This window comes from Polynucleobacter sp. 73C-SIWE (assembly GCF_018882465.1).
GTDB lineage: Bacteria > Pseudomonadota > Gammaproteobacteria > Burkholderiales > Burkholderiaceae > Polynucleobacter.
The window spans coordinates 515,998-539,652 of record NZ_JACVOK010000002.1 but is presented as its reverse complement, the minus strand read 5'-3'; the positions used below and the strand labels follow the sequence as shown (position 1 = coordinate 539,652).

Sequence of the window (23,655 nt, the reverse complement as noted above, 5' to 3'; positions counted from 1 at the left end):
GAGAACGATCATTTATGACCGAGAAATCATTTAAAGATTTACCCAGCGGCGATCAGCATTTGCGAGAGGACCGCATTTCTGGAGAAGATATCTATGGGGGTATTTTCCTCAAGATGAAGCGAGATAAAGTGTCATTGCCTGACGGACAAGAGACTGTTAGGGAATACTTAACCCATCCTGGGGCTGTTGCTATCGTTGCTTTATTAGAAGATGGTAGGGTGCTCTTAGAGCGTCAATATCGTTATCCAATTGCCAAAGCTTGTATTGAAATTCCGGCGGGTAAATTAGATCTTAATGAGAGCCCGCTAGTGTGTGCACAAAGAGAGCTTGCAGAGGAAACTGGCTATACAGCAAAAAAATGGAGCTATATTCGTCGCATACATCCAGTGATTTCTTATTCAACCGAATTCATTGACATCTATTTAGCTGAGGATTTAGTGCCTGGGGCCAGTCATTTAGACCAAGAAGAGTTTTTGGATGTTTTTGCAGCGCCCCTTGAGCAGCTCATTGCTTGGGTTGAAGAAGGCGAGATTACCGATGTTAAAACCACCATCTCTACCTACTGGCTAGATCGTTACCGTCGAGGTTTAGTGCATCCCCAGCCGACTAAATAGGGTTTATGCAAACCCGATTAAAATAGTGCTATTGAATTTAGTACTTTTGCCCCTATATAGGTTTTATGAAAGTTTATAACCTTGCTTGCCCCTTAGAACACCGCTTTGAAGGGTGGTTCGCCTCTGAGGAGGATTTCCTGTCTCAACAGGATAAGGGGATGCTTGCCTGCCCTGTATGCGATAGCACGGATATTTCTCGTATGCCTTCTGCTCCCCATATCGCTAAATCTTCTTCGACGGATTTGACTGTCTCTAAAACAGATGCGGGCAGTTTGAGTGGTGATGTGGTTGCGTTGACGGGCCCAGATCATTCTCATCTAGAAGCTCAAGTTCAGGCTGCCTTTTTAAAGGGAATGCGTGAACTCATGGGCCGATCTGAGGATGTTGGCAATTCATTTGCTGAAGAAGCTAGAAAGATTCACTACAAGGAATCTCCAGAGCGTAGTATTCGTGGTCAGACTACATTAGATGAGGCAGAGGCCTTAAGAGAAGAGGGTATTGATGTTTTAGCAATGCCCTTGATGCCAGCGTTTAAAAACACACTGCAATAAGAAGCCCAATCATTCAGAGCAAAAAAATAGCGATCCGTAGATCGCTATTTTTATTGAACTGTCGTATTACTTTGAGGTCGGCATCACAAACTCTGCGCCTTTAGCAATACTCTCAGGCCAGCGCTGCATCACACTCTTTTGCTTGGTATAGAAGCGAACACCTTCTTTGCCATAGGCATTCATATCACCAAAGATGGACTTCTTCCAACCGCCAAAGCCATGCCAAGCCATCGGCACTGGAATCGGCACATTGATGCCAACCATGCCAACTTGAACACGACGGGCAAACTCACGAGCGATATTGCCATCACTGGTAAAGCAAGCAACGCCATTGCCAAATTCACACGAGTTCACTAGATTAAGAGCGTCAGTAAAGTTTGCTACTCGCAAGCAGGAGAGAACTGGTCCGAAGATTTCTTCAAGATAAATCTTCATATCTGGCTTTACATTATCAAAGAGGGTGCCGCCGATAAAGAAACCGTTTTCATTGCCCGGCACTTTTAAGCCGCGACCATCCACTAATAATTTGGCGCCAGAAGCAACGCCGCTCTCGATATAGCCAGTAATACGCTCTAAGGCCGCCTTGGTAACGATAGGGCCCATTTCGGCATCTAGCTCCATACCATTCTTAACTTTGAGAGTTTTAGTGCGCTCGATCAGTTTTGGCATGATTCTATCTGCAACATCACCAACCAGTACCGCTACTGAAATCGCCATACAGCGTTCGCCTGCAGAGCCGTATGCGGCACCAATCAGCGCATCAATAGCCTTATCAATATCAGCGTCAGGCATGATGACCATGTGGTTCTTAGCACCACCTAAAGCCTGTGAGCGTTTGCCAAAGTGAGCGCAACGCTCATAAATATAATTAGCAATTGGTGTGGAGCCAACAAAGCTCACCGCTTTAACGTCGGGATTTTCAATCAAGGCATCTACCGCTTCTTTATCGCCCTGAACCACGTTAAATACGCCGTCTGGTAAACCAGCTTCCTTCAGAAGTTTAGCCATAAACAATGAGGCTGATGGATCAGTTGGGCTTGGCTTTAGAATGAAGGTGTTACCGCAGGCAATAGCAACCGGGAACATCCACATTGGCACCATGACTGGGAAGTTAAATGGGGTAACACCAGCAACCACGCCTAATGGTTGGCGCATGATCCAGTTATCGATATCAGTAGAAACTTGTTCGGTGTAGTCACCCTTGAGCAATTCAGGGATGCCAGTAGCAAATTCTAGAATTTCAATGCCGCGAGTAACTTCTCCTTGAGCATCAGTAAATACTTTGCCATGTTCAGCAGTAATGATGGCTGCTAATTCATCACGATTGGCGTTGAGCAACTCCAAGTATTTGAAAAGAATGCGGGCTCGTCTTAAGGGGCTAGTCTGCCCCCAGCTTTCAAAAGCCTTTTGAGCAACTGCTACTACAGCATCTACTTCCTTGCGGCTGGCGAGGGCTACGCGGCGTGCTACAGCTCCCTTTGCGGGGTTATAGACATCGGCAAAGCGACCATCTTTAGGATTTACTACATTGCCGCCAACATAGTGGCCGATATCAGCATTTGAATCAAAGGCTTTGGGTGCGTTCATAGTCTCGTCTGGTTATTTCATATATGGGTTTTTGGGCATCTGAGGTCTACTAACCGCCGGGTCAGCAAGACTTCTTTGTCTCGTTTATTCTGCTTTTGGAGTATTTTATCGCTTAAGCATCATTTTCGTAATTTTGGACTAATTTCTGCTTTTTAAGGTATCCCATGAGTCTTTTGTTCTCTAGCTACACCCTGAATTCACCGCGTGGATCATTGGAATTAGCCAATCGCATTGTGGTTGCCCCAATGTGCCAATACTCGGCAAATAATGGTGAGTCAACAGACTGGCATTTAATGCATTGGGGTAATTTATTAAATAGCGGCGCTTCTTTATTCATTATTGAGGCAACGGGCGTTACTCCTGAAGGCCGAATTACTCCCGCATGTTTAGGTTTGTGGGATGACCGCACTGAGGCTGCTCTAAAAGATAAATTAAGTCGTGCGCGTAAGTTAGCACCACCAATCCCGGTATTTATTCAACTTGCTCATGCCGGACGTAAAGCCTCGAGTGCAACTCCTTGGGATGGCGGCCAACTGCTATCAACTGATCAGGGTGGTTGGGAAACCCTAGCACCTTCTGCAATTCCTCAGCTTGAAGGAGAGCGTCTTCCACATGAATTATCCAAAGCCGAACTCAAACAACTGATTGAAGACTTTGTCATTGCAGCAAAACGTGCAGAGCGTATCGGTGTGGATGGCATTGAGCTCCATGGTGCTCATGGCTATTTGCTGCATCAATTCTTATCACCAATCGCCAATCAACGTAATGACGAATACGGCGGTTCATTTGAAAACCGTATTCGATTTCCATTAGAGTTATTCGCTGCAGTAAGAGCTGCTTATCAAGGCGTTTTGGGTATTCGTATTTCGGCTAGCGATTGGATTGAAGGTGGCTGGACACCAGAACAGACTGCTGATTTTGCAAAACAATTAAAACCCTTAGGTTGCAATTTTGTTCATATTTCTTCAGGTGGAATTTCTCCCAAGCAAAAAATTGCTTTAGGGCCAAGATACCAAGTGCCATTTGCAAAGATTGTGAAAGAGCAATCAGGCTTACCAACCATGACAGTGGGTTTGATTACTGATCCTCATGAGGCTGAGGCAATCTTGCAAGACAATGATGCCGACCTCATTGCTCTGGCCAGAGCCTTCCTTTACAAGCCCCGTTGGGGATGGGAGGCAGCCGCCGCCCTGGGTGCTACGGTGACTGCGAATGAGCGTTACTGGCGCTGCCTGCCAAGGGAGGCCCAGGCTGTTTTCGGAAGCGTTAAAGTAGGGCAGCGATAAACTACTAAAAAAGTATTGAAAAATTCTAGGAGACCGTTATGAGAAAAGTACACATGACCTATAAATTATTGTTAACTGTGGCTTTCGCTACAGTAACTCAGCTTGCTGGTGCGCAGACATTTCCAGACCGACCCATTACCCTGGTTGTACCTAATCCACCAGGTGGCCTTGTAGATACATCTGCACGACTTCTCAGTGAGCCTTTGACCCGCGTAATCGGTCAACCTGTTGTAGTTGATAACAAACCGGGCGCTAGTGGCAATACCGCATATCAATTTGTTGCTAAGGCCAAGCCGGATGGCTATACATTGCTCATTTCTTATTCTGGTTATCACGTTGGCAATCCCGCGCTATTTGAAAAACTATCCTGGGATCCATTAAAAGACTTCACACCAATCGCCTTACTAACGATCTCCACCAATGTGATCGCTGTTCATCCTTCGATTCCAGTGAATAACTTAAAAGAGTTTATTGCTTACGCTAAAGCCAATCCTGGTAAGTTAAATTACGCTTCCCAAGGAAACGGTTCAGTCTCCCATATTGGTACAGAAATTTTTAAGCAGACCACTGGCGTTGATATGGTTCATGTGCCATATAAGGGATCTGGTCCCGCTATTCAGGATGTATTGGCTGGTCAGGTACAAGTTTTTATTAGTACCCCACCATCATTAATGCAGCACGTTCAGAGTGGCAAGCTGAAAGGCTTGGCAGTGACAGGTAAAAATCGCCACCCTGGCATGCCAAATGTTCCAACAACTGCAGAAGCTGGCCTACCATCATTCCAATTAGAGTCTTGGGTCGCACTATATGCGCCTGCTGGCACACCTGCTCCAGTGGTGACCAAGTTAACGGATTCAGTAAAACAAAGTTTGGCCTTACCTGAAGTTAAGGAGCGCGCTGATACCGCTGGTATTGAGGTGCGTTACCTCAACCCAGGCCAGATGGATACTTTGTTGAAAAAAGAGTTGCCATTTTGGAGTAAAGCAATTAAGACAGCGAACATCACACTAGATTAAGAATGCTTTATGCCTGATCTCTCAAAACGGGATCAGGCAACGCTAGTGCAAATGCTCTAGCTGCACTTAATAAGAAATGGTCTTTGCCTGGGCCGGCAATCAGTTGAACGCCTACTGGTAAGCCATTGGGTCCACTGGCTACATTGATATTGATGCAGGGTAGTCCAAGCATGCTCCAGTCTCTGCAAAAAATAGGGTCGCCTGTACCATCTTTAATTAATGGTGCTTCCCCTGTGGCGCTTGGGGCAATCAAGATATCAATCTCATTACTAAAGAGATCTGCTACTGAGGCTTTAGCACTCTCAACCATCAATAGATCTTTGGCATATTGCTCATAGCTAATGAGCGCGCCATCGTTTAGTAATTTACTGATTAAGGGATTAATTTTTTTAGGAAAGTGGACGCGTTCAAAAAGCAGGCTACGAGACATCTCTGACATCATGATGTTGGTTTGAGCCTGCGTTAAACCATCACATGCCTTAGGAAGTTTTTGATCGCTAACGGTGCCTTTGCAAATAGATTCTGCAGCATGCCTTGCAACTGCTAATGCAGTAGTAGTTTCTTTTTGGGCATGAGCCCAATTAGCAGTTTTGCAAATACCAATTTTGGGTTTGTTATGGAGATCATTAACAGTAGCAAGCTCATGATCACCACTCATAGCCGCAATCCCGAGGGCAACATCTTCTACACTCCGGCCAAAGCAGCCTAAAACATCCATGGATATCGATAAGCTTTTAGCACCAGCGATACTCACTTTTCCAAGACTCGGTTTAAAGCCAACTACGCCACAATAAGATGCAGGGCGAATAATTGAACCGGCGGTTTGACTGCCAGTAGCTAATGGCACCATAAAGTCGGCTACTGCAGCTGCAGAGCCGCTAGAAGAACCCCCGGGGGTGTGTTTCTTGTTATGAGGGTTAGTGGTGATGCCACCCTTGAAGGAAGCAAATTCTGTTGTGACGGTCTTGCCTAAAATAATTCCGCCAGCTTGTCGCATCAGGGCGACTGAAACAGCATCCGAGCTAGGATAGTTATTTTGATAAATAGGTGACCCATAGGCGGTTGGTAGGTCGTAGGTGTCAAATAAATCTTTAACCCCAATTGGCAGGCCATGCAGCAGACCCTGAATTGCCCCCTTATCGAGCTCTTTCGCTCTTGTTAAGGCATTCTCCTTACCAAGGCTTACCCAAGCCTTGACGATGCTTTCTCGCTGGCCAATACGGTCTAGACAGGATAGGAGTAAATCAGTGGCCTTAATCTCTCTTTTGGACAGGGCTTTTGCTGCTTGGGATGCGCTGAGGCTTTCTAGATCTTTCATAGACGATATTCTACGGTTGGTGGCGTATGATCGCAATTTACCGTTTTAAAATCCCCTCATTAGCGCAAAGCAAGTAGATCAATGAAGCAACATTCTGTCCGTGAAGCATGGCTTGAAGATGCCGTTAGACACCTTGAGCCTGTATTTTCTAAGGCTGGTTATGCCATTCCTCCAGTAAGAGTTTCCTGTGGCTTTCCAGCCTCCAGCAGCCCTCGAACAACCTTGGGCCAATGCTGGCCAAGAGAACGTTCTGGAGGTGGTGTTAACGAGATCTTTATCTCTCCCAAAATTGATGATCCAGTACAGCTGCTCGATACCTTGGTGCATGAGCTATGTCATGCTGTAGATGACTGTTTTAGTGGTCATGGAGAGGACTTCAAGGGGATTGCTCAAACAGTAGGATTAGAAGGTCCTGCTAGGATGGCACATGCTACCGAAGAGTTGACTGTGAAGCTCATGATGATCAGTCAAGAACTTGGCCCATATCCGCACCAGGCGATTGTTTTCCCACCACCAAGACCCAGTAATGCGAGCCGTAGCAAGGCTAAATGCGGTCAATGTGGCTACGAGGTCACTTTGCTCAAAAAATGGGCTAGTTATGGGGCGCCCATCTGTCCGAAGGATAATATCCGTATGCTTGAGGATGCTCCGGAAACGATTGAAAATACGACTGAGTACGATAGTGATTCAGTGACTAAGGGCGGTAAGTCTGCTCCAGATCAAATCCGCCGTGCCATCAGCTAGTGTATAAATTATCCGATTGCATTAAATAGAACTATTAATCATTGAGACATAAACCATGAACGCTAAAAAAATCTTCAAGAACCCAAAAATCGCTGTAATTCCTGGTGACGGAATTGGCAAAGAAGTGATGCCTGAGGGTGTGCGTGCACTAGAGGCTGCAAATCGTAAATTTGGTCTAGGCATGCAGTTTGACCATTTTGATTTTGCTAGCTGTGATTACTACCTCAAGCACGGCAAGATGATGCCGGACGACTGGTTTGAAACTCTCATGAAATATGACGCCATCTTTTTTGGCGCTGTTGGCATGCCTGATATTCTTCCTGACCACGTTTCTTTATGGGGCAGCTTAATTCAGTTCCGTCGTGGCTTTGATCAATACGTCAATTTACGTCCAGTCCGCTTATTGCCCGGCATTCCTTGCCCTTTGGCTAATCGTAAGCCAGGCGATATTGATTTCTTCGTTGTTCGTGAAAACACCGAAGGCGAGTATTCCAGCGTGGGCGGCAAGATGTTCCCTGATACCGATCGTGAATTTGTGATTCAAGAATCTGTATTCACAAGACAGGGCGTAGATCGCATTTTGAAATACGCCTTTGATTTAGCTCAGAGTCGCCCTAAAAAGCATTTAACTTCTGCCACTAAATCCAATGGTATTGCAATCACCATGCCATATTGGGATGAGCGCGTAGAGGCAATGTCCAAGAAATTTACAGATGTGCGTACCGACAAATATCACATTGATATATTGTCAGCCCATTTTGTGATGAATCCTGATCGCTTTGATGTAGTTGTTGCAAGTAATTTGTTTGGAGACATTCTCTCCGACTTAGGCCCAGCATGTACTGGCACGATTGCAGTAGCACCATCTGGAAGCATTAACCCAGAAGGTAAATTCCCATCATTATTTGAGCCGGTTCATGGCTCAGCTCCTGATATCTATGGCAAGATGATTGCTAATCCAATTGGTCAAATTTGGAGTGGGGCCATGATGTTAGATCACCTTGGTTATCCGGAGGCAGGCAAAGCAATTTTCAATGCAATTGAGAAGGTTCTGCTCGCTGGTCCCGGTCATGCTCCATTAACACCAGATGTTGGTGGTACAGCAAAGACCAATGATTTAGGTAAGGCGATTGCCGCCGCTATTTAAATAAGGTTTTAAGAGGCGGTATTTAAAGGGCTCCATACGGAGTCCTTTTTACTTGCTTTCGCAATTTCTGCAAGAATCTTTTCGTGTTGCGCGAGATCATCCTCGCTGGCTGCCAGTATCTTGAAATCCGTCGGTAAGGCTTTGGTATGTCCAGAGGCATCGGTGCCAACAGTGTAGTCAATTAGATCGATTGAGAGATCCTCTTGACCTCTTGTCATTGAAACGTAGACTTCAGCTAAAAGCTGAGCATCCAAAAGCGCTCCGTGCAAGGTTCGATGTTGGTTGCTGATAGAAAAACGCTCACAAAGCGCATCTAAAGAGTTACGTTTACCGGGGAACATCTGACGAGCATCTAGCAATGTATCGGTGATCTTGGCAGCCAGATTGCGAAATGGTGGGCGCTTGAGTAAGGCAAATTCATTATCAAGGAAGCCTAAGTCAAAGGCTGCGTTATGAATGACGATTTCTGCACCATCTACAAATTCGATGAGCTGCTCAACGATATTGGCAAAGATGGGCTTATCAGAGAGAAATTCACGGGATAGGCCGTGAACAGCAAAAGCACCAGCATCGATATCGCGTTCTGGATTGATGTAATAGTGAAACGTACGATCCGTTAAACGACGACCAATCATCTCAACGCAACCAATTTCAATGATGCGGTCACCAGTGGCCGGATTTAATCCAGTTGTTTCGGTATCGAGTATGACTTGACGCATTAGGTTCCTTCAAGAACGGATGGCGGAATCTGCATTGGACCGTTGCCCGCATATTTATCTAGGTAAAGATAAATCACGGGGGTAATGATCAGCGTTACAAATTGAGAGAAGATCAGGCCACCAGCAACGCTAATACCAAGGGGTTGACGCAGTTCAGCGCCAGCACCTAAGCCCAATGCTATCGGGAGGGCGCCCATCAGAGCAGCGATGGTAGTCATCATGATAGGGCGAAAGCGCAAGATGCAGGCTTCTCTAATTGCCTTTTCGGGCGTCATGCCTTGAGTGCGCTGAGCTTCTAAGGCGAAGTCGATCATCAGAATGGCGTTCTTTTTGACAATACCAATGAGCAATAGGATGCCAATCGACGCAACAATGGTGAGCTCAAATCCAAAAATACGTAAAGCCAAAATTGCACCAATAGCAGCTGATGGAAGTCCTGCCAAAATAGTGAGAGGATGAATATAGCTCTCGTATAGAACGCCAAGCAGGATATAAATGACGCCCAAGGCAGCTAATAATAAGATCACTTGACCAGATTGGTTATCTTTAAATACAGCCGCATCACCACCATAACTAGTAATGATGGATGGCGGGAGATTAACCTGCTTCACAAAGCCATCAATTGCTTTAGTTGCGTCCCCCAAGAAAACATCAGGTGCTAAGTTAAAAGAAATTGTTACCGCCGGAATCTGTCCTTGATGATTTACTGCCGTCGGGCCTATGGTTCTGACAAAGCTCGCCAGACTTGATAGTGGGATCAACTTATCTGTAGCTCTACCGCGCACATAGACCTTGTTCAAATCGGTTTCAAATTGACGATCATTTTCTGCGGTTTCTAAAATGACGTAATAGGTGTTGACGGGGGTATAGATTGTGGAGACTTGCCGCTCGCCAAATGAAGAGTAGAGGGCGGTACGGATGTCTGCGATAGATACACCAGCGCTAGCAGCTTTTTCTCGATCAATTTCGATCTTGACATTCAAGCCCTTGAGTTGCGAGTCACTAGTAACATCTCTAAACAATGGATCTGCGCGCATTTTCTGCAACAATTTATCTGCCCATTCATTCACGCCCTCAAAGCCGACGCTTTGCAGTGTGAACTGATAGCGGCTTTTACTACTACGGCCACCCAACTGTAAATTTTGTACTGGGCTCATGTAAACCTGAATGCCGGGGATTTCCCGAAATTTAGTCCTCAGACCTTCCATGACCTTGCTCATTTTCTGGCGCTCATCCTTAGGCTTCAGAATGATGAAGAATCTGCCGGTGTTACGGCCTGAGCTTTGATTGCCACCAAGAATAGATATAGATGTTGCTACGTTGGGATCACTATCAACAACTTTCGCTGCCTGATCTTGTAAAGCCATCATTGTTTTGAAAGAAACGTCTTCGGAGGCTTCTACGGTGACACGTAATTGGCCGATATCTTCTTCTGGGAAGAACCCTTTTGGGCTGTAAACAAAGAGGGCAATGGTAATGACAAAGCTAGCCAATGCCCCAATCAATACCATTTTTCTGTTTGCTAAGGCTAAATCTAGATAGTGGACATATCTTTTTAAAGTCCATTCATAAGCACGATCAAATTGCTTTGTGATTTTGTATTCTTTTTGATGAGCGCCTGGCTTGGGTAAAAAGCGGCTGCATAGCATCGGTACTACAGTTAGTGAGACAACGGCTGAGACTAATATCGACAGCGTCACAACAACAGCAAACTCTCTAAATAAAAGGCCAATTGGGCCTGACATAAAAAATAGTGGAATAAATACCGCAACTAATGACAATGAGATGGATGCGATCGTAAAACCAACTTCTTTGCTACCCTTTAAGGCAGCCTTTAAGGGATCCATGCCTTCTTCAACATAGCGCATGATGTTTTCAAGTACCACGATTGCATCATCCACCACTAAGCCAACAGCAAGTGTGATACCCAATAAGGAAATGTTATTGAGGCTATAGCCTAAAAAGTAGAAAACAAAGAAGGCGCCGATCAGGGAAATCGGTAAGCTGATAGAGGGAATGATCGTTGCAGAGGCATGCTTGAGAAACAGAAAGATAACTAAAACAACCAGCGCAATTGTGAGTAGTAGCGTTACATTGACATCATGAATAGACTCAATAATTGAGAGGGAGCGGTCGTTAATCAGTGTTAGCTGAATCGACTCCGGCATCTGCGCCTTTAGAGATGGCAGCAGTTTTTTGATTGCGTCAACAACCTCAACAGTATTGGCATTTGGTTGGCGCAAAATACCAATCGCTATAGAGCGCTCACCCTTCGCCGACGCAAAGGTTTTAACGTCTTCAAAGCTCTCTTGAACATCAGCAACATCTTTGAGATAAATTGGGTAACCATTGCGCTGCGCAACGATGAGGTTGCCAAACTCTTCGGCTCTGACAAGCTGTGGATTGGCATAGATTGTGATGAGTTGACGCGGGCCATCAAGCGTTCCAACAGGGCTATTGGTGTTGGCTTTATTAATTGCTGCAGCGATCTCATCCATGGTGATATTGCGATTACCCAAAGCATCTGGCCGAACGCTTACTCGAACTGCATACCGCTTAGCTCCATAAACCGTAACCTGTGAGACCCCGGTAATAGTGGACAAGTTTGGTGACATGAGATTTTCTGCATAAGCATTCATCTCAGAGAGACTGATAGACGGAGAACTCATGCGCACAATTAATACAGGGGTGTCAGCAGGATTAATCTTCCGATACGAAGGTGGCACTGTCATTTCAATTGGTAAACGTCGTTGGGCCCGCAAGAGGGCGGCCTGGACATCTACTGCCGCTTTATCAATATCGCGATCGCTTGTAAATTCCAGGCTAACGTTCGTTGAACCAAGTGAGTTGGTGGAGCTAATGACTTTGATGCCATCAATCGTAGAAAATTCTTTTTCAAGTGGGAGCGCTACAGCCGAAGCCATGATTTCTGGTGAGGCGCCAGGTAGGCTAGCCGAGACAGAAATGATTGGCGTATTAAAACTTGGAAGCGCGGCTACTGGAATCTTAAAATACGCAACGCTGCCAGCAATGACGGTTGCAATAGACAGTAATACCGTCATCACGGGACGTCTAATGCATAGCTCAGAAAGCGTCATTTTTGCTCAGTAGAAGGAGTTTTATCAGCAGGGGCGGCTTCCGATTTGGAGGATTTTGCTTCGCGCACCTTACTGCCGTTGCGCAAATTCTGTTTGCCTTCAACTACGATGCGATCGCCAGAATTAATATCAGTGATAACTGAGATTCCCTGGTATTCATAGGACACTTTCACTGGTTTTGCGGTGACCTTATCGTCCTTGTCAACCACATACACTAGTCGTCCATTGGGGCCAATCACAACTGCCTGCGTGGGAACGGCAATCACATCTTTCAGGGTATTTGCAAATAGCGAAACCCGTGCAAATTGCCCAGGAAGTATTTCTAGCTTTTCATTTGGAATTTGTGCCTTGACGCGAACTGCGGCAATTAGAGGGTCGACTTGGTTATCAATCACCAGAACTTGACCCTCATAGGTATTTTTTCCAGTATTGCCAATCGTGACCTTGACATTCAATGGCGCATCACCTTGTCTATTTTCTAGAATGATGGGAATGTCTTTTTCTGGGATCACAAACTGAACATTGATTGGGTTTAGTTGCGTGATGGTCACCATCGAGCCCACGCTTGAAGTAGCGGTGGAGTTTGTTGCAGTAGATACGATATTGCTTGCCTGCACCAAAGAGCCAGGGAAGACGTTAATGATGCCAGCTCTACCGTTAATCGGTGAGCGAATAGAGTCAAAGGAGAGCTGAACCTCGGCAGAACGTGCTGCTGATGCTGCAGACTTGGCATTAGCAAAGGATGTCTCTAAGCCGGCCTTAGAAATAAAGTTTTTCTCTACTAATTCTTTGGCACGTAAGTATTGTTTCTGGGCATCATCGGCCAATGCTTTCAGTCGTTCGTAATTTGCCTTGTCATTGCGATCATCCAGTGTAAATAAAAGTTGTCCTTCTTTCACTTCTTGACCATCTTTAATATGAATTTTGGCAACAGTGTTTGTCACCATGGGTCGGATATCAACAATGCTATTGGAGACAGTGGTGCCAGTCGCTTCAATAATGAGTGGGATATCTTTTTTCTCAACAACGATGCTAGTAATTGTTTGAGGGCCACCACCTTTTTTAGCTGCCGCTGGGAAGTAATATTCGTAGGCTTTTGAGCCAGCGTAAAGAACAATCAACAGCAACAATATGCGCCACTTAAAGCGGATGACAAATACTTTAGTGTCAGCGTAATTCATTTTCTTGAGCGGATGCATGTGAGGCGACAATTTCTGCCACAAGGCGCAAAGACGCGCTTTACCCGTATCCTTGATTTGCACTAATTTGGCAAACAATTGATCGAGAGAAGATTCTATTTTTGACACAGTCTCGTTTTCTTGGTTTTAATAGGGTTCCAATGCGGTTTTGGCGCTTTTTGAGTCAGAGCCATTCTCTCATAAGACGGTCTAAATAGTGCTTTTGGGGCGATATTGACTCTAGGGCAAAAACTCCTCGACACCCTTGTTTGCCAGTTGATCAGCTAGTTCATTGCCGGGATGGCCGTTATGGCCTCTGACCCAATGCCAAGAAATCTCATGATCTGGCAAAAGGGCATCTAATTCCTGCCAGAGATCGGCATTTTTGACCGGATCCTTGCTGGCCGTCTTCCAACCCCGTTTTTTCCAGCCTTCAAGCCATTCAGTCACACCTTTTTGGACGTATTGGGAGTCTGTCCATAGTTCAACGCTACTTCTTTGTTTCAGAGCACGCAGTGCAAAAATCACCGCACTAATTTCCATGCGATTGTTGGTGGTGAGTTTTTCACCGCCATGAATATGTTTTTCATGACCGCCCGAGCGCAATACAGCACCCCAACCTCCAGGGCCAGGGTTGCCTTTACAAGCACCATCGGTATAGATAACGATATGCGGTGCGGATGGCGTTGATTTGTGGTGTGACATTGCTCTAATTTACGTTCTCTTGAACTTCTTGAAGTTGATTGCGTTCTGCAGCCGGGGTAAGTTGCTGTAATGCGGGAATACGTGCTGGTGCAATTTGACCAATGAGGCGCATCCCTTTTTGCCGCTTGATTGCTGAAACTAAAAATACTGCGCCAAAAATAGGCCACCAGCGATTGCCCATAGATTCTAAGAAATCCATGCGACCCATAGAGGACTGACCTTGCAGGGGAAACTTATAACAGCCAAAGTGCCCACGATCTAATGAAAAGTTCAATAATTGCAACCAGTCCTTTACTCGTATAAGACTAATAAACTGACCATCACGCGGTAAGTAAGGATTACCAATTAATCTACTGAGGTACTGTCGCGCACCCCATAAGCTTGCAGGATTAAACCCTGAAATGATGAGTCGACCTTCAGGGCGTAAGACGCGATCTACTTCGCGCAAAATTTGATGTGGGTCAGCAGCAAATTCGAGTACGTGGGGTAACACTACTAAATCCAGACTTTCATTTGCAAATGGCAACTCAGAGTAATTTCCCTCAACCAGATGCCAGTTAAAGCGAGAAGCGTATTCGCGACTGTCACTCGAATGTAACAAGAGTGCCTGCAAGGGCATGCGGTTTTCAGCCAAGGTATTGATTTGTGGCAAACCGATCTGTACTGCATGAAATCCAAATACATCCGCAACAATTTGGTTGCAGCACTTTTGCTCCCAACCCAAAACATAGCGTCCTGGTGGGGATTGGAGCCATTTTTCCCACGAACTCCATGGGGGTGCGGGCATCTGGGAGGGGATGGGTGGGGTTGGTATCATCGTTCTATGGATAAGAATACTTTATTGCAAGTTTGGCCTATTCCGGCCTTTGACGACAATTACATCTGGTGTATCCACGATGGGAAGTCGGCTTTAGTGGTCGATCCAGGCGATTCTGTGCCCGTAGAAGACTATCTCTTGCAAAATGACCTGGCCCTCACTGGCATTTTGATTACTCACCATCACGCCGACCATACCGGTGGAATCCTCAATTTATTAAGAAGTTTTGGTAGCAATATTCCTGTTTATGGACCGGTTGGCGAGGATATTCCAGGTAGGACAGTGATTGTTAAAGAAGATGACAAGGTAGAAATTGCTTTGCCCAGAATGAGTTTTAAGGCGTTTGAGGTTCCTGGGCATACCTTGACTCATATTGCCTATTTCGCCAATATGCAGGCCAATGTTGTAGAACCAATACTGTTTTGTGGAGACACGTTATTTGCATCAGGATGCGGGCGTCTATTTGAAGGCACGCCAACCCAGATGACTCAGTCATTGGCCAAGTTTGCTTCGTTGCCGAAAAATACCTTGGTGTACTGCACTCATGAATATACCTTATCCAATATTCGTTTTGCTTTAGCTGTGGAGCCTAATAATTTGAATTTGATCTCTTGGTCAGAAAAAGCCAAAGCCTTGAGGTCGCAAAATCTCCCGACATTGCCAACGACTATTGGTCAAGAATTACAGGTCAATCCATTTATGCGTTGTGATCAAGCAGAGGTCATTGCTATGGCGAAAGAGGTCTCTAGCCAGCAATCCTTGCCAACTCCAGCACACGTCCTAGCAGTAATTCGAGCCTGGAAAGATCGATTCTGATGCGTTTGTATGCTGCGACAATTTTGCTTGTCGCTTTTCTATCCGGATGTGCGAGCACTGGCGATTGGTCTTCAGATACGCCGACTAAATCTAATCCGAATTCATCTAAAGCAACGCGCGTTAACCTCAAGAACCAATCGGTCAGCAAGGTGTATGCACCTTCCGATAATTTATGGATACGAATTCGGGATGGCTTCCAAATGGAGCCTATGAATACTCCAATTGAAATTGAGCAAGTACGCTGGCTTAGCGCAAGGCCAGATTATGTAAATCGCTCCATGGCGCGCTCTTCGCGTTATATGTTTTATATAGTGCAAGAAGTGAACGCTCGTAATATGCCAACAGAAATTGCTTTACTACCATTTGTAGAGAGTGCTTTCGTCACGCATGCCAAGTCCAGTGCAAAGGCAGTTGGTTTATGGCAATTCATGCCGGCAACGGGAAAAGATTTTCGTCTGACTCAAAACGTCTTTAGAGATGAGCGTCGTGATGTTGTGCAATCAACCGATGCTGCATTAGATTATTTACAGCGTTTATACAATCAATTTGGCACTTGGGAGCTGGCACTGGCAGCGTATAACTGGGGTGCCGGCAATATTTCGAAGGCCCAGAAACGTAATATTGCAGCCGGTTTGCCTACGGATTATCTGAGCCTAACAATGCCAAAGGAAACTCGCAATTACGTGCCAAAGCTCATGGCTTATCGTCAAATTGTTTTAGATCCACAGGCCTATGGAATTGTTTTGCCTGAACTAGAAAACCACCCATACTTTGTGGCACTCGATATTGATAACGATATTGATGTAGCAGTAGCAATTAAGCTTGCTGAAATCCCTGAGCAAGAGTTCCAAAATCTCAATCCTTCATTTAATAAGCCCGTGATATTGAGTAACGCCAATCAGCAGATTCTATTGCCGTTTGCCCATGCGGAAATTTTTCAGGCTAATCTGAAGAACTACAATAAGCCACTATCCTCATGGACGGCTGTGAAGATTGCAAAAACAGAAAGTGTTGATCAGGCTGCCAAAACTTTAGGTGTGGATGTGGATTCCTTGAGATCCGTCAATGGAATTCCAAAGGGTATGCGCATTAAGGCAGGGTCCACCGTATTAATACCAAAGACCAGTGTTCGTGCTGGCGACGTTTCATCAGCGATGGCTGAAAATGCCAGTTTGAGTTTGGAAAAGCCTGCGCCACCGCCAGCTTCAAATTGTGCAAAAACAGCCAAGGGCACTAAAAATGCCAAGTGCGCCACAGCGAAATCTGCTTCTAAGGGTAATTCTTCTGCAAAAAATGCTGCGTCTCAGCATAAATCCGCATCGACAGGACTTGCAAAATCTGCGAAAAATGGTAGTTCGGCCTCCTCCAGCAGCAAAGCGGCCACTAAAAATCCGTAAATTTCAGTCATTTTTTAATTAGGTTGACCATGTCCTATAAAGCACATCATGAACGCTCAGTAAAAGATCCAGACGGTTTCTGGGGTGAGCAGGCAAAGTTAATTCATTGGGAAAAACCATTTAATAAGGTACTGAATTACGATAACCCCCCATTTGCCAAATGGTTTGAGGGTGGCCTTACTAATCTTTGTTACAACGCAGTAGATCGTCACGCTAAAGAGCGACCAAATCAAACGGCCTTAGTTGCAGTTTCTACCGAAACTAATATCGAGAAGGCATATACCTATCAAGAGCTCTACGAAGAAGTCAATCGTATGGCTGCTATTTACAAAGCAAATGGCATCAACAAGGGCGATCGTGTCCTGATTTATATGCCGATGATTGCTGAAGCGTGTTTTGCAATGCTCGCTTGTGCACGTATCGGTGCCATTCACTCAGTAGTCTTTGGTGGTTTTGCATCCCATAGCCTGGCATCCCGTATTGATGATGCAAAACCAAAAATGGTAGTGACATCAGAGGCTGGAATGCGAGGTGGAAAAGCAGTTCCATACAAGCCTCTCCTTGATGAAGCAATTACCCTGGCTAGTTATAAGCCTGAAAAAGTATTGATCGTGAATCGTGGCCTAACTGAATTCACCACCGTTGCTGGCCGTGACCTTGATTATGCTACTGAGCGTCAAAAGCACCTGAGCGATATCGTGCCCATTGAATGGGTTGATGCAACTCATCCTTCGTATATTTTGTATACCTCAGGCACAACTGGTAAACCAAAGGGCGTGCAGCGTGATACCGGTGGATATGCGGTTGCATTAATGTCAACTATGAACCATATCTTTTGTGGCAAGCCTGGTGAAACCATGTTCACCACTTCAGATATCGGCTGGGTTGTAGGCCATAGTTACATCATCTATGGACCATTGCTAAATGGTATGGCAACAATTATGTATGAGGGCACACCACTGCGTCCAGATGCAGGTATTTGGTGGGAATTGGTTGAGAAATACAAAGTGTCAGTGATGTTCTCAGCGCCAACAGCGGTTCGTGTTCTCAAAAAACAAGATCCTGCTTTCTTGACTAAATATGATCTCTCATCATTGCGCGCCTTGTTCTTGGCAGGCGAGCCACTGGATGAGCCAACTGCAAGTTGGATTCATGATGCAATCAACAAACCGATTGTGGATAACTACTGGCAGACAGAAACAGGTTGGCCAATGCTAGCAATCCAGCGTGGCATTGAAGTCATGCCACATAAGTTTGGTTCTCCAGGCGTACCATCCTTTGGTTACAACATGAAGTTGCTAGATGATGCTACTTCAGCAGAATTAGGGCCTGATCAAAAAGGCGTTATTGCCATTGAAGGCCCATTGCCTCCCGGTTGTATGCAAACGGTTTGGGGCGATGACAAGCGTTTCGTCAGTACTTATTGGGAAACCATTCCTGGTAAGTTGATCTACTCCACGTTTGACTGGGGCATTAAGGATAAAGATGGCTACTTCTTTATCTTGGGCCGCACCGATGATGTGATTAACGTTGCTGGGCATCGCCTTGGAACTCGTGAGATTGAAGAGAGTATTTCAAGTCATCCAAACGTTTCTGAGGTTGCTGTGGTTGGTATTGAAGACAAGCTCAAGGGTCAGGCTGCGATTGCGTTTGTAATCCCTAAAAATTCTTCCAATACAGAGACCCTGGAAAAAGAATGCATGAAGACTGTGGATAGTCAGTTGGGCGCCATTGCTCGTCCTGGACGTGTTTACGTTGTAACGGCATTACCAAAAACCCGTTCCGGCAAGATTGTACGTCGTGCATTACAGGCTGTAGCAGAAGGGCGCGACCCTGGTGATATCAGCACCATGGAAGACCAGACTGTTTTGGCTCAAATTAAGACCATCATTGAGCAAAGCGCGCAGGCCTAAGGATTAAAAGCAAAACCTCCCCCAACCAAGGGTTAGGGGAGGAAACGGCCAGCAAAGTGTCAATTGGCTGGGTATTCAAGGGTTTACGAGCAAAACTGGTATCATTGCAAGGTTCGAAACTAAATAAATACCCTAGCGCTTAAAGACACTCACCTCCCGCATAAACAAGCCCCGGGGTTAGTCTTTTTGGGGGTTTTGAGCGTCGGATGGAGCAGGGACTGGAGATGGTTTGTCACCCTTGCTTCCTTCTTTTCCCCCCGCCGTGTTGGCCCTAGCCGACGGCACTATATTTCCCGGTTTTAGCATTGGCGCCCCTGGCGAAACTACCGGCGAAGTTGTTTTCAATACCGCTTTAACTGGTTATCAAGAGATCATTACCGATCCAAGTTACTGCCGTCAGATTGTGACCCTCACATATCCTCATATCGGCAACGTTGGCGTGAATTCCCAAGATGCAGAGTCTGACCAGATTCATGCCGCAGGCCTAGTCATTAAAGATTTACCCAAGCGCGTTTCTAGCTTTCGCTCTGAAGGAACGCTTGACGCCTATCTCACCAAAGCAGGCATTCTTGGAATCGCTGGCATTGATACCCGCAAGCTAACTCGTATTCTGCGTGATCAAGGCGCTCAATCTGGTGCGATTGTGGCTGGCAAATTGGGTGATAGCTATGAAGTCTTGGGCAAGAAAGCACTTGAGTTGGCAAAAGCTTTCCCAGGAATGTCTGGCTTAGATTTGGCTAAAGTCGTGTCTACCAAAAAATCCTACCCATGGCGTGAAGCTGAATGGGAATTGCATGGCCCTGAAGATAAACCTGCGTACAAAACTTTAGATACCAGCAAACCGACTAAAAAAGTGGTCGCTTATGACTTTGGTGTTAAACACAATATTTTGCGCATGCTCACAGAGCGTGGTTGTGAGCTCACTGTAGTACCTGCACAAACGAGTGCCTCAGAAGTGCTGGCCATGAATCCTGACGGCGTTTTCTTCTCTAACGGCCCTGGAGATCCTGAGCCTTGTGACTATGCAATTGCAGCAGCAAAAGAAATCATCGAAAAAGGTGTCCCAACTTTTGGTATCTGTTTAGGCCATCAAATTATGGGTTTAGCAGCTGGTGCAAAAACCTTGAAGATGAAGTTCGGTCACCACGGCGCCAATCATCCAGTGAAAGACCTAGATACTGGACGTGTAGCGATTACCTCCCAGAACCATGGTTTTGCAGTTGATGCCAAAACCTTGCCAGATAATATTCGAGTTACGCACGTCTCTCTATTTGATGGCTCATTACAAGGCTTGGCTTGGAAAGACCGGCCGGCATTCTGCTTCCAAGGTCACCCTGAGGCATCGCCTGGACCTCATGACATTGCCTATTTATTCGATCGTTTTGTGGAGCTCATGAATGCTGCCGCTGTTGGTAATAAGGGGGGCAAATAATGCCTAAGCGTAGCGATATTAAGAGCATCCTAATTATTGGTGCAGGTCCCATTGTGATTGGCCAAGCCTGTGAGTTTGATTACTCCGGTGCGCAAGCTTGTAAGGCCCTGCGTGATGAGGGTTACAAAGTTATTTTGGTAAATAGTAATCCTGCAACCATCATGACTGACCCTGAGATGGCGGATGTCACTTACATCGAACCTATTACTTGGGAAGTGGTTGAGCGCATCATCGCCACCGAAAAACCAGACGCCATTTTGCCAACGATGGGTGGTCAAACTGCCTTGAACTGTGCTTTAGATTTGCACCGTAACGGCGTATTAGAAAAGTACGGCTGTGAACTCATCGGCGCATCTCCAGAAGCAATCGATAAAGCCGAAGACCGCCAGAAATTTAAAGAAGCGATGACCAAGATTGGTCTTGGATCTGCTAAGTCTGGTATTGCGCATTCGATGGATGAGGCCTTAGAGGTTCAACAACGTATTCAGCAAGAGACTGGCAGCTCAGGATTCCCGGTCGTGATTCGCCCTTCATTCACCATGGGTGGATCTGGTGGTGGCATTGCTTATAACCGTGAAGAGTTCGAAGAGATCTGTAAACGCGGCCTTGATCTTTCACCAACCCGTGAGCTCTTGATTGAAGAGTCGCTCTTGGGCTGGAAAGAGTTTGAGATGGAAGTGGTGCGTGATCGTCATGACAATTGCATCATTGTTTGCTCAATTGAAAACTTAGATCCAATGGGTGTGCATACGGGTGACTCAATCACCGTTGCACCTGCACAAACGCTGACTGATAAAGAATATCAAATCATGCGTAATGCATCGATTGCAGTTCTGCGTGAAATTGGTGTGGATACTGGTGGATCAAACGTTCAGTTTTCTATCAATCCCGTTGATGGTCGCATGATTGTTATTGAGATGAACCCACGGGTATCTCGTTCATCCGCGCTAGCTTCTAAGGCAACTGGTTTCCCGATTGCCAAGATTGCAGCAAAGCTGGCTGTTGGCTATACCTTAGATGAGTTGAAGAACGACATTACTGGCGGCGCTACCCCTGCATCATTTGAGCCCTCCATTGACTACGTAGTGACAAAGATTCCGCGCTTTGCCTTCGAGAAATTCCCACAAGCCGATTCCCGTTTAACAACGCAAATGAAATCCGTTGGTGAAGTAATGGCGATTGGTCGTACTTTCCAGGAGTCATTCCAAAAGGCGCTACGTGGTCTGGAGGTTGGCGTAGACGGCTTGGATGAAGTGTCTACCGACTTGGATGACATCATTAATGAAATCAATGAGCCAGGCCCGGATCGTATTTGGTATTTGGCTGACGCCTTCCGGATGGGCATGGGTCTTGATGAGGTATATGCAGAAACTAAAGTTGATCCTTGGTTCTTAGAGCAAATTGAAGAACTCATCACGATTGAAGCGGAGCTTAAGCAACGTAAGATCGATAGTCTGTCAGCAGCAGAGCTGCGTGCTGTTAAGCAAAAGGGCTTTTCAGACCGTCGCTTAGCTAAATTACTTGGTGTTGATGCTTCATCTGTTCGTGCTGCACGTCATCGCTTAAAGGTAGTTCCTGTGTACAAGCGGGTTGATACTTGCGCAGCCGAATTCTCAACGAATACCGCCTATCTGTATTCGACCTATGAAGCAGAGCATGGTGAATGCGAATCTAATCCAACTACTAAAGACAAGATCATGGTCTTGGGCGGTGGCCCTAATCGTATTGGTCAAGGTATTGAGTTTGACTATTGCTGTGTACATGCAGCCTTAGCAATGCGCGATGATGGTTATGAAACCATTATGGTGAACTGCAACCCAGAAACTGTTTCAACCGACTACGACACATCTGATCGCTTGTATTTCGAGCCACTAACCCTCGAAGACGTATTAGAAATCGTTGCCAAAGAGAAGCCAAAAGGCGTGATCGTGCAGTACGGCGGTCAAACTCCATTGAAACTCGCTTTGGATCTGGAGCGTAATGGTGTGCCAATTATTGGTACCTCTCCAGACATGATTGATGCTGCTGAAGACCGTGAACGCTTCCAGAAACTCTTGCATGACTTAGGTTTACGTCAGCCGCCAAATCGGACTGCACGTGCTGAAGATGAAGCTCTCAAACTAGCTGAAGAGATTGGCTACCCCTTGGTAGTACGTCCTTCCTATGTATTGGGTGGTCGTGCGATGGAAATTGTTCATGATGGGCGTGACTTGGAGCGCTATATGCGTGAAGCCGTCAAGGTATCTCATGACTCCCCAGTATTGCTAGACCGCTTTCTCAATGATGCAATTGAGTGTGATGTCGATTGCATTAGTGATGGCACTAAGGTCTTCATTGGTGGTGTGATGGAGCATATTGAGCAGGCTGGTGTTCACTCAGGTGACTCTGCATGTTCATTGCCACCATATTCACTATCAGATGAAACGGTTGCGGAAATCAAACGACAAACAGCGGCTATGGCTAAGGGCTTGAACGTGATTGGTTTGATGAACGTGCAATTTGCCATCCAAAATGTTGACGGCAAAGATGTTATTTATGTCTTGGAAGTGAATCCACGTGCTTCACGTACGGTTCCGTTTGTATCCAAAGCAACCGGTCTACAGTTGGCGAAGATTGCTGCTCGCTGCATGGTGGGTCAAACTCTAGAGCAGCAAGGTATTAAGGCGGAAGTCAAACCGCCTTACTTCTCTGTAAAAGAAGCCGTGTTCCCATTTAATAAGTTCCCTGGCATCGACCCCATTCTTGGACCAGAGATGCGCTCCACTGGTGAGGTTATGGGTGTTGGCAAGACTTTTGGTGAAGCTTTATTCAAATCCCAATTGGGCGCTGGTATCAAGCTGCCGAAAAGTGGAACTGTATTACTAACCGTGAAAGATAGCGATAAGCCTAAAGCAGTTGAGGTTGCCAAACTTTTACATCAGTTAGGTTTCCCGATGGTTGCTACCAAAGGTACTGCAGCAGCAATAGAGGCAGCTGGTTTGCCGGTCCGTGTAGTCAATAAGGTGAAAGATGGTCGTCCGCATATTGTGGATTTCATCAAAAATGGTGAAATTTCCCTAGTATTTACAACCGTGGATGAAACCCGTACTGCTATTGCGGACTCTCGGTCTATCCGAACTAGTGCCCAAGCCAATGGCGTGACTTACTACACAACTATTAGTGCAGCACGGGCTGTAATGGATGGGCTTCTAGCTTCCCAAAAAGGCAGCAAAGAGTCTCTAGAGGTCTATTCCTTGCAAGACTTACATCGGAAGCTCATTTAATCTAAAATCAACTTTTGTTCGCGCAATTGAGCGCAAGAATTTAAGTTAGGTTGG

The 23,655-nt window shown here is 45.9% G+C and carries 18 protein-coding genes; 11 read left to right on the top strand and 7 right to left on the bottom strand.

The genetic code is table 11. The features are described 5' to 3' along the window. Nucleotides 1-14 precede the first annotated feature (14 nt). A complete protein-coding gene (locus ICN17_RS08995; RefSeq protein WP_216237161.1) occupies nucleotides 15-614 on the top strand; it encodes an NUDIX domain-containing protein in 600 nt (199 codons plus the stop codon). A gap of 65 nt (nucleotides 615-679) precedes the next feature. Further along, nucleotides 680-1,165 carry a DUF1178 family protein gene (locus tag ICN17_RS08990; protein WP_216237160.1) on the top strand — a complete coding sequence of 162 codons (486 nt, stop codon included), beginning with the start codon at nucleotides 680-682 and terminating at the stop codon, nucleotides 1,163-1,165. Nucleotides 1,166-1,231: 66 nt separating this feature from the next. Here the strand turns inward: ICN17_RS08990 and ICN17_RS08985 are convergent, their stop codons facing one another. Further along, a complete protein-coding gene (locus tag ICN17_RS08985) occupies nucleotides 1,232-2,752 on the bottom strand; it encodes a CoA-acylating methylmalonate-semialdehyde dehydrogenase (protein ID WP_087910066.1) in 1,521 nt (506 codons plus the stop codon). Between the two features lie 164 nt (nucleotides 2,753-2,916). Between ICN17_RS08985 and ICN17_RS08980 the strand changes: the two genes are divergently transcribed. Both ICN17_RS08980 and ICN17_RS08975 read left to right on the top strand, forming a co-directional pair. Further along, on the top strand, nucleotides 2,917-4,038 hold the full coding sequence (locus tag ICN17_RS08980; protein ID WP_216237159.1) for an NADH:flavin oxidoreductase/NADH oxidase: 1,122 nt from the start codon (nucleotides 2,917-2,919) through the stop codon (nucleotides 4,036-4,038). A gap of 53 nt (nucleotides 4,039-4,091) precedes the next feature. Further along, entirely contained in the window at nucleotides 4,092-5,054 is a 963-nt protein-coding gene (locus tag ICN17_RS08975) for a tripartite tricarboxylate transporter substrate binding protein (RefSeq protein WP_255538411.1), read from the top strand. 7 nt (nucleotides 5,055-5,061) lie between these two features. Here the strand turns inward: ICN17_RS08975 and ICN17_RS08970 are convergent, their stop codons facing one another. Continuing rightward, nucleotides 5,062-6,372, bottom strand: a complete 1,311-nt coding sequence (locus tag ICN17_RS08970) for an amidase (protein WP_216237157.1) — start codon at nucleotides 6,370-6,372, stop codon at nucleotides 5,062-5,064. 81 nt (nucleotides 6,373-6,453) lie between these two features. Between ICN17_RS08970 and ICN17_RS08965 the strand changes: the two genes are divergently transcribed. Continuing rightward, nucleotides 6,454-7,116: a SprT family zinc-dependent metalloprotease gene (locus tag ICN17_RS08965; RefSeq protein WP_087910062.1), complete on the top strand. Its 663-nt coding sequence runs from the start codon at nucleotides 6,454-6,456 to the stop codon at nucleotides 7,114-7,116. Between the two features lie 55 nt (nucleotides 7,117-7,171). Continuing rightward, nucleotides 7,172-8,263 (top strand): tartrate dehydrogenase, encoded by a 1,092-nt coding sequence (locus tag ICN17_RS08960; protein ID WP_216861831.1) that lies wholly within the window; start codon nucleotides 7,172-7,174, stop codon nucleotides 8,261-8,263. 8 nt (nucleotides 8,264-8,271) lie between these two features. Here ICN17_RS08960 and dnaQ read toward each other — a convergent pair whose 3' ends face one another. The 5 genes from dnaQ to ICN17_RS08935 form a co-directional block, all read right to left on the bottom strand. After that, a complete protein-coding gene (gene dnaQ / locus ICN17_RS08955) occupies nucleotides 8,272-8,982 on the bottom strand; it encodes a DNA polymerase III subunit epsilon (RefSeq protein WP_216237156.1) in 711 nt (236 codons plus the stop codon). Beyond that, complete coding sequence (locus ICN17_RS08950) at nucleotides 8,982-12,080, bottom strand: efflux RND transporter permease subunit (RefSeq protein WP_216237155.1); 3,099 nt, start codon at nucleotides 12,078-12,080, stop codon at nucleotides 8,982-8,984. The genes dnaQ and ICN17_RS08950 overlap by 1 nt, the downstream gene beginning before the upstream one ends. Continuing rightward, nucleotides 12,077-13,387 (bottom strand): efflux RND transporter periplasmic adaptor subunit, encoded by a 1,311-nt coding sequence (locus ICN17_RS08945; protein WP_216237153.1) that lies wholly within the window; start codon nucleotides 13,385-13,387, stop codon nucleotides 12,077-12,079. The genes ICN17_RS08950 and ICN17_RS08945 overlap by 4 nt, the downstream gene beginning before the upstream one ends. Nucleotides 13,388-13,498: 111 nt before the next feature. Beyond that, entirely contained in the window at nucleotides 13,499-13,963 is a 465-nt protein-coding gene (gene rnhA / locus ICN17_RS08940) for a ribonuclease HI (RefSeq protein WP_216237151.1), read from the bottom strand. A 4-nt stretch (nucleotides 13,964-13,967) separates the two neighbouring features. After that, on the bottom strand, nucleotides 13,968-14,750 hold the full coding sequence (locus ICN17_RS08935) for a class I SAM-dependent methyltransferase (protein WP_255538382.1): 783 nt from the start codon (nucleotides 14,748-14,750) through the stop codon (nucleotides 13,968-13,970). A gap of 36 nt (nucleotides 14,751-14,786) precedes the next feature. Between ICN17_RS08935 and gloB the strand changes: the two genes are divergently transcribed. The 5 genes from gloB to carB all read left to right on the top strand — a co-directional run bounded on the left by gloB (nucleotide 14,787) and on the right by carB (nucleotide 23,601). Continuing rightward, the gene (gene gloB, locus ICN17_RS08930) at nucleotides 14,787-15,596 is read left to right on the top strand and encodes a hydroxyacylglutathione hydrolase (RefSeq protein WP_216237147.1); all 810 of its coding nucleotides are present in this window, start codon (nucleotides 14,787-14,789) and stop codon (nucleotides 15,594-15,596) included. Then, complete coding sequence (locus tag ICN17_RS08925; protein WP_216237145.1) at nucleotides 15,596-16,993, top strand: transglycosylase SLT domain-containing protein; 1,398 nt, start codon at nucleotides 15,596-15,598, stop codon at nucleotides 16,991-16,993. The genes gloB and ICN17_RS08925 overlap by 1 nt, the downstream gene beginning before the upstream one ends. A gap of 29 nt (nucleotides 16,994-17,022) precedes the next feature. Then, on the top strand, nucleotides 17,023-18,906 hold the full coding sequence (locus ICN17_RS08920; RefSeq protein WP_216237143.1) for a propionate--CoA ligase: 1,884 nt from the start codon (nucleotides 17,023-17,025) through the stop codon (nucleotides 18,904-18,906). A 238-nt stretch (nucleotides 18,907-19,144) separates the two neighbouring features. Further along, nucleotides 19,145-20,338, top strand: coding sequence for a glutamine-hydrolyzing carbamoyl-phosphate synthase small subunit (gene carA, locus ICN17_RS08915; RefSeq protein ID WP_216237142.1), 1,194 nt, complete (start codon nucleotides 19,145-19,147; stop codon nucleotides 20,336-20,338). Then, nucleotides 20,338-23,601 carry a carbamoyl-phosphate synthase large subunit gene (carB, locus tag ICN17_RS08910; RefSeq protein WP_216237141.1) on the top strand — a complete coding sequence of 1,088 codons (3,264 nt, stop codon included), beginning with the start codon at nucleotides 20,338-20,340 and terminating at the stop codon, nucleotides 23,599-23,601. Before carA ends, carB begins: the two co-directional genes overlap by 1 nt. Nucleotides 23,602-23,655 lie beyond the last annotated feature (54 nt).

Excerpts from the sequence above, each read along its gene's own strand:
- ICN17_RS08970 (WP_216237157.1), bottom strand. The coding sequence starts at position 6,372 with ATGAAAGATCTAGAAAGCCTCAGCGCATCCCAAGCAGCAAAAGCCCTG.
- gloB (WP_216237147.1), top strand. The coding sequence starts at position 14,787 with ATGGATAAGAATACTTTATTGCAAGTTTGGCCTATTCCGGCCTTTGAC.
- ICN17_RS08985 (WP_087910066.1), bottom strand. The coding sequence starts at position 2,752 with ATGAACGCACCCAAAGCCTTTGATTCAAATGCTGATATCGGCCACTAT.
- ICN17_RS08965 (WP_087910062.1), top strand. The coding sequence starts at position 6,454 with ATGAAGCAACATTCTGTCCGTGAAGCATGGCTTGAAGATGCCGTTAGA.
- dnaQ (WP_216237156.1), bottom strand. The coding sequence starts at position 8,982 with ATGCGTCAAGTCATACTCGATACCGAAACAACTGGATTAAATCCGGCC.
- ICN17_RS08950 (WP_216237155.1), bottom strand. The coding sequence starts at position 12,080 with ATGACGCTTTCTGAGCTATGCATTAGACGTCCCGTGATGACGGTATTA.
- ICN17_RS08925 (WP_216237145.1), top strand. The coding sequence starts at position 15,596 with ATGCGTTTGTATGCTGCGACAATTTTGCTTGTCGCTTTTCTATCCGGA.
- ICN17_RS08975 (WP_255538411.1), top strand. The coding sequence starts at position 4,092 with ATGACCTATAAATTATTGTTAACTGTGGCTTTCGCTACAGTAACTCAG.
- ICN17_RS08960 (WP_216861831.1), top strand. The coding sequence starts at position 7,172 with ATGAACGCTAAAAAAATCTTCAAGAACCCAAAAATCGCTGTAATTCCT.
- ICN17_RS08995 (WP_216237161.1), top strand. The coding sequence starts at position 15 with ATGACCGAGAAATCATTTAAAGATTTACCCAGCGGCGATCAGCATTTG.
- rnhA (WP_216237151.1), bottom strand. The coding sequence starts at position 13,963 with ATGTCACACCACAAATCAACGCCATCCGCACCGCATATCGTTATCTAT.
- ICN17_RS08935 (WP_255538382.1), bottom strand. The coding sequence starts at position 14,750 with ATGCCCGCACCCCCATGGAGTTCGTGGGAAAAATGGCTCCAATCCCCA.
- ICN17_RS08990 (WP_216237160.1), top strand. The coding sequence starts at position 680 with ATGAAAGTTTATAACCTTGCTTGCCCCTTAGAACACCGCTTTGAAGGG.
- ICN17_RS08920 (WP_216237143.1), top strand. The coding sequence starts at position 17,023 with ATGTCCTATAAAGCACATCATGAACGCTCAGTAAAAGATCCAGACGGT.
- carB (WP_216237141.1), top strand. The coding sequence starts at position 20,338 with ATGCCTAAGCGTAGCGATATTAAGAGCATCCTAATTATTGGTGCAGGT.
- ICN17_RS08980 (WP_216237159.1), top strand. The coding sequence starts at position 2,917 with ATGAGTCTTTTGTTCTCTAGCTACACCCTGAATTCACCGCGTGGATCA.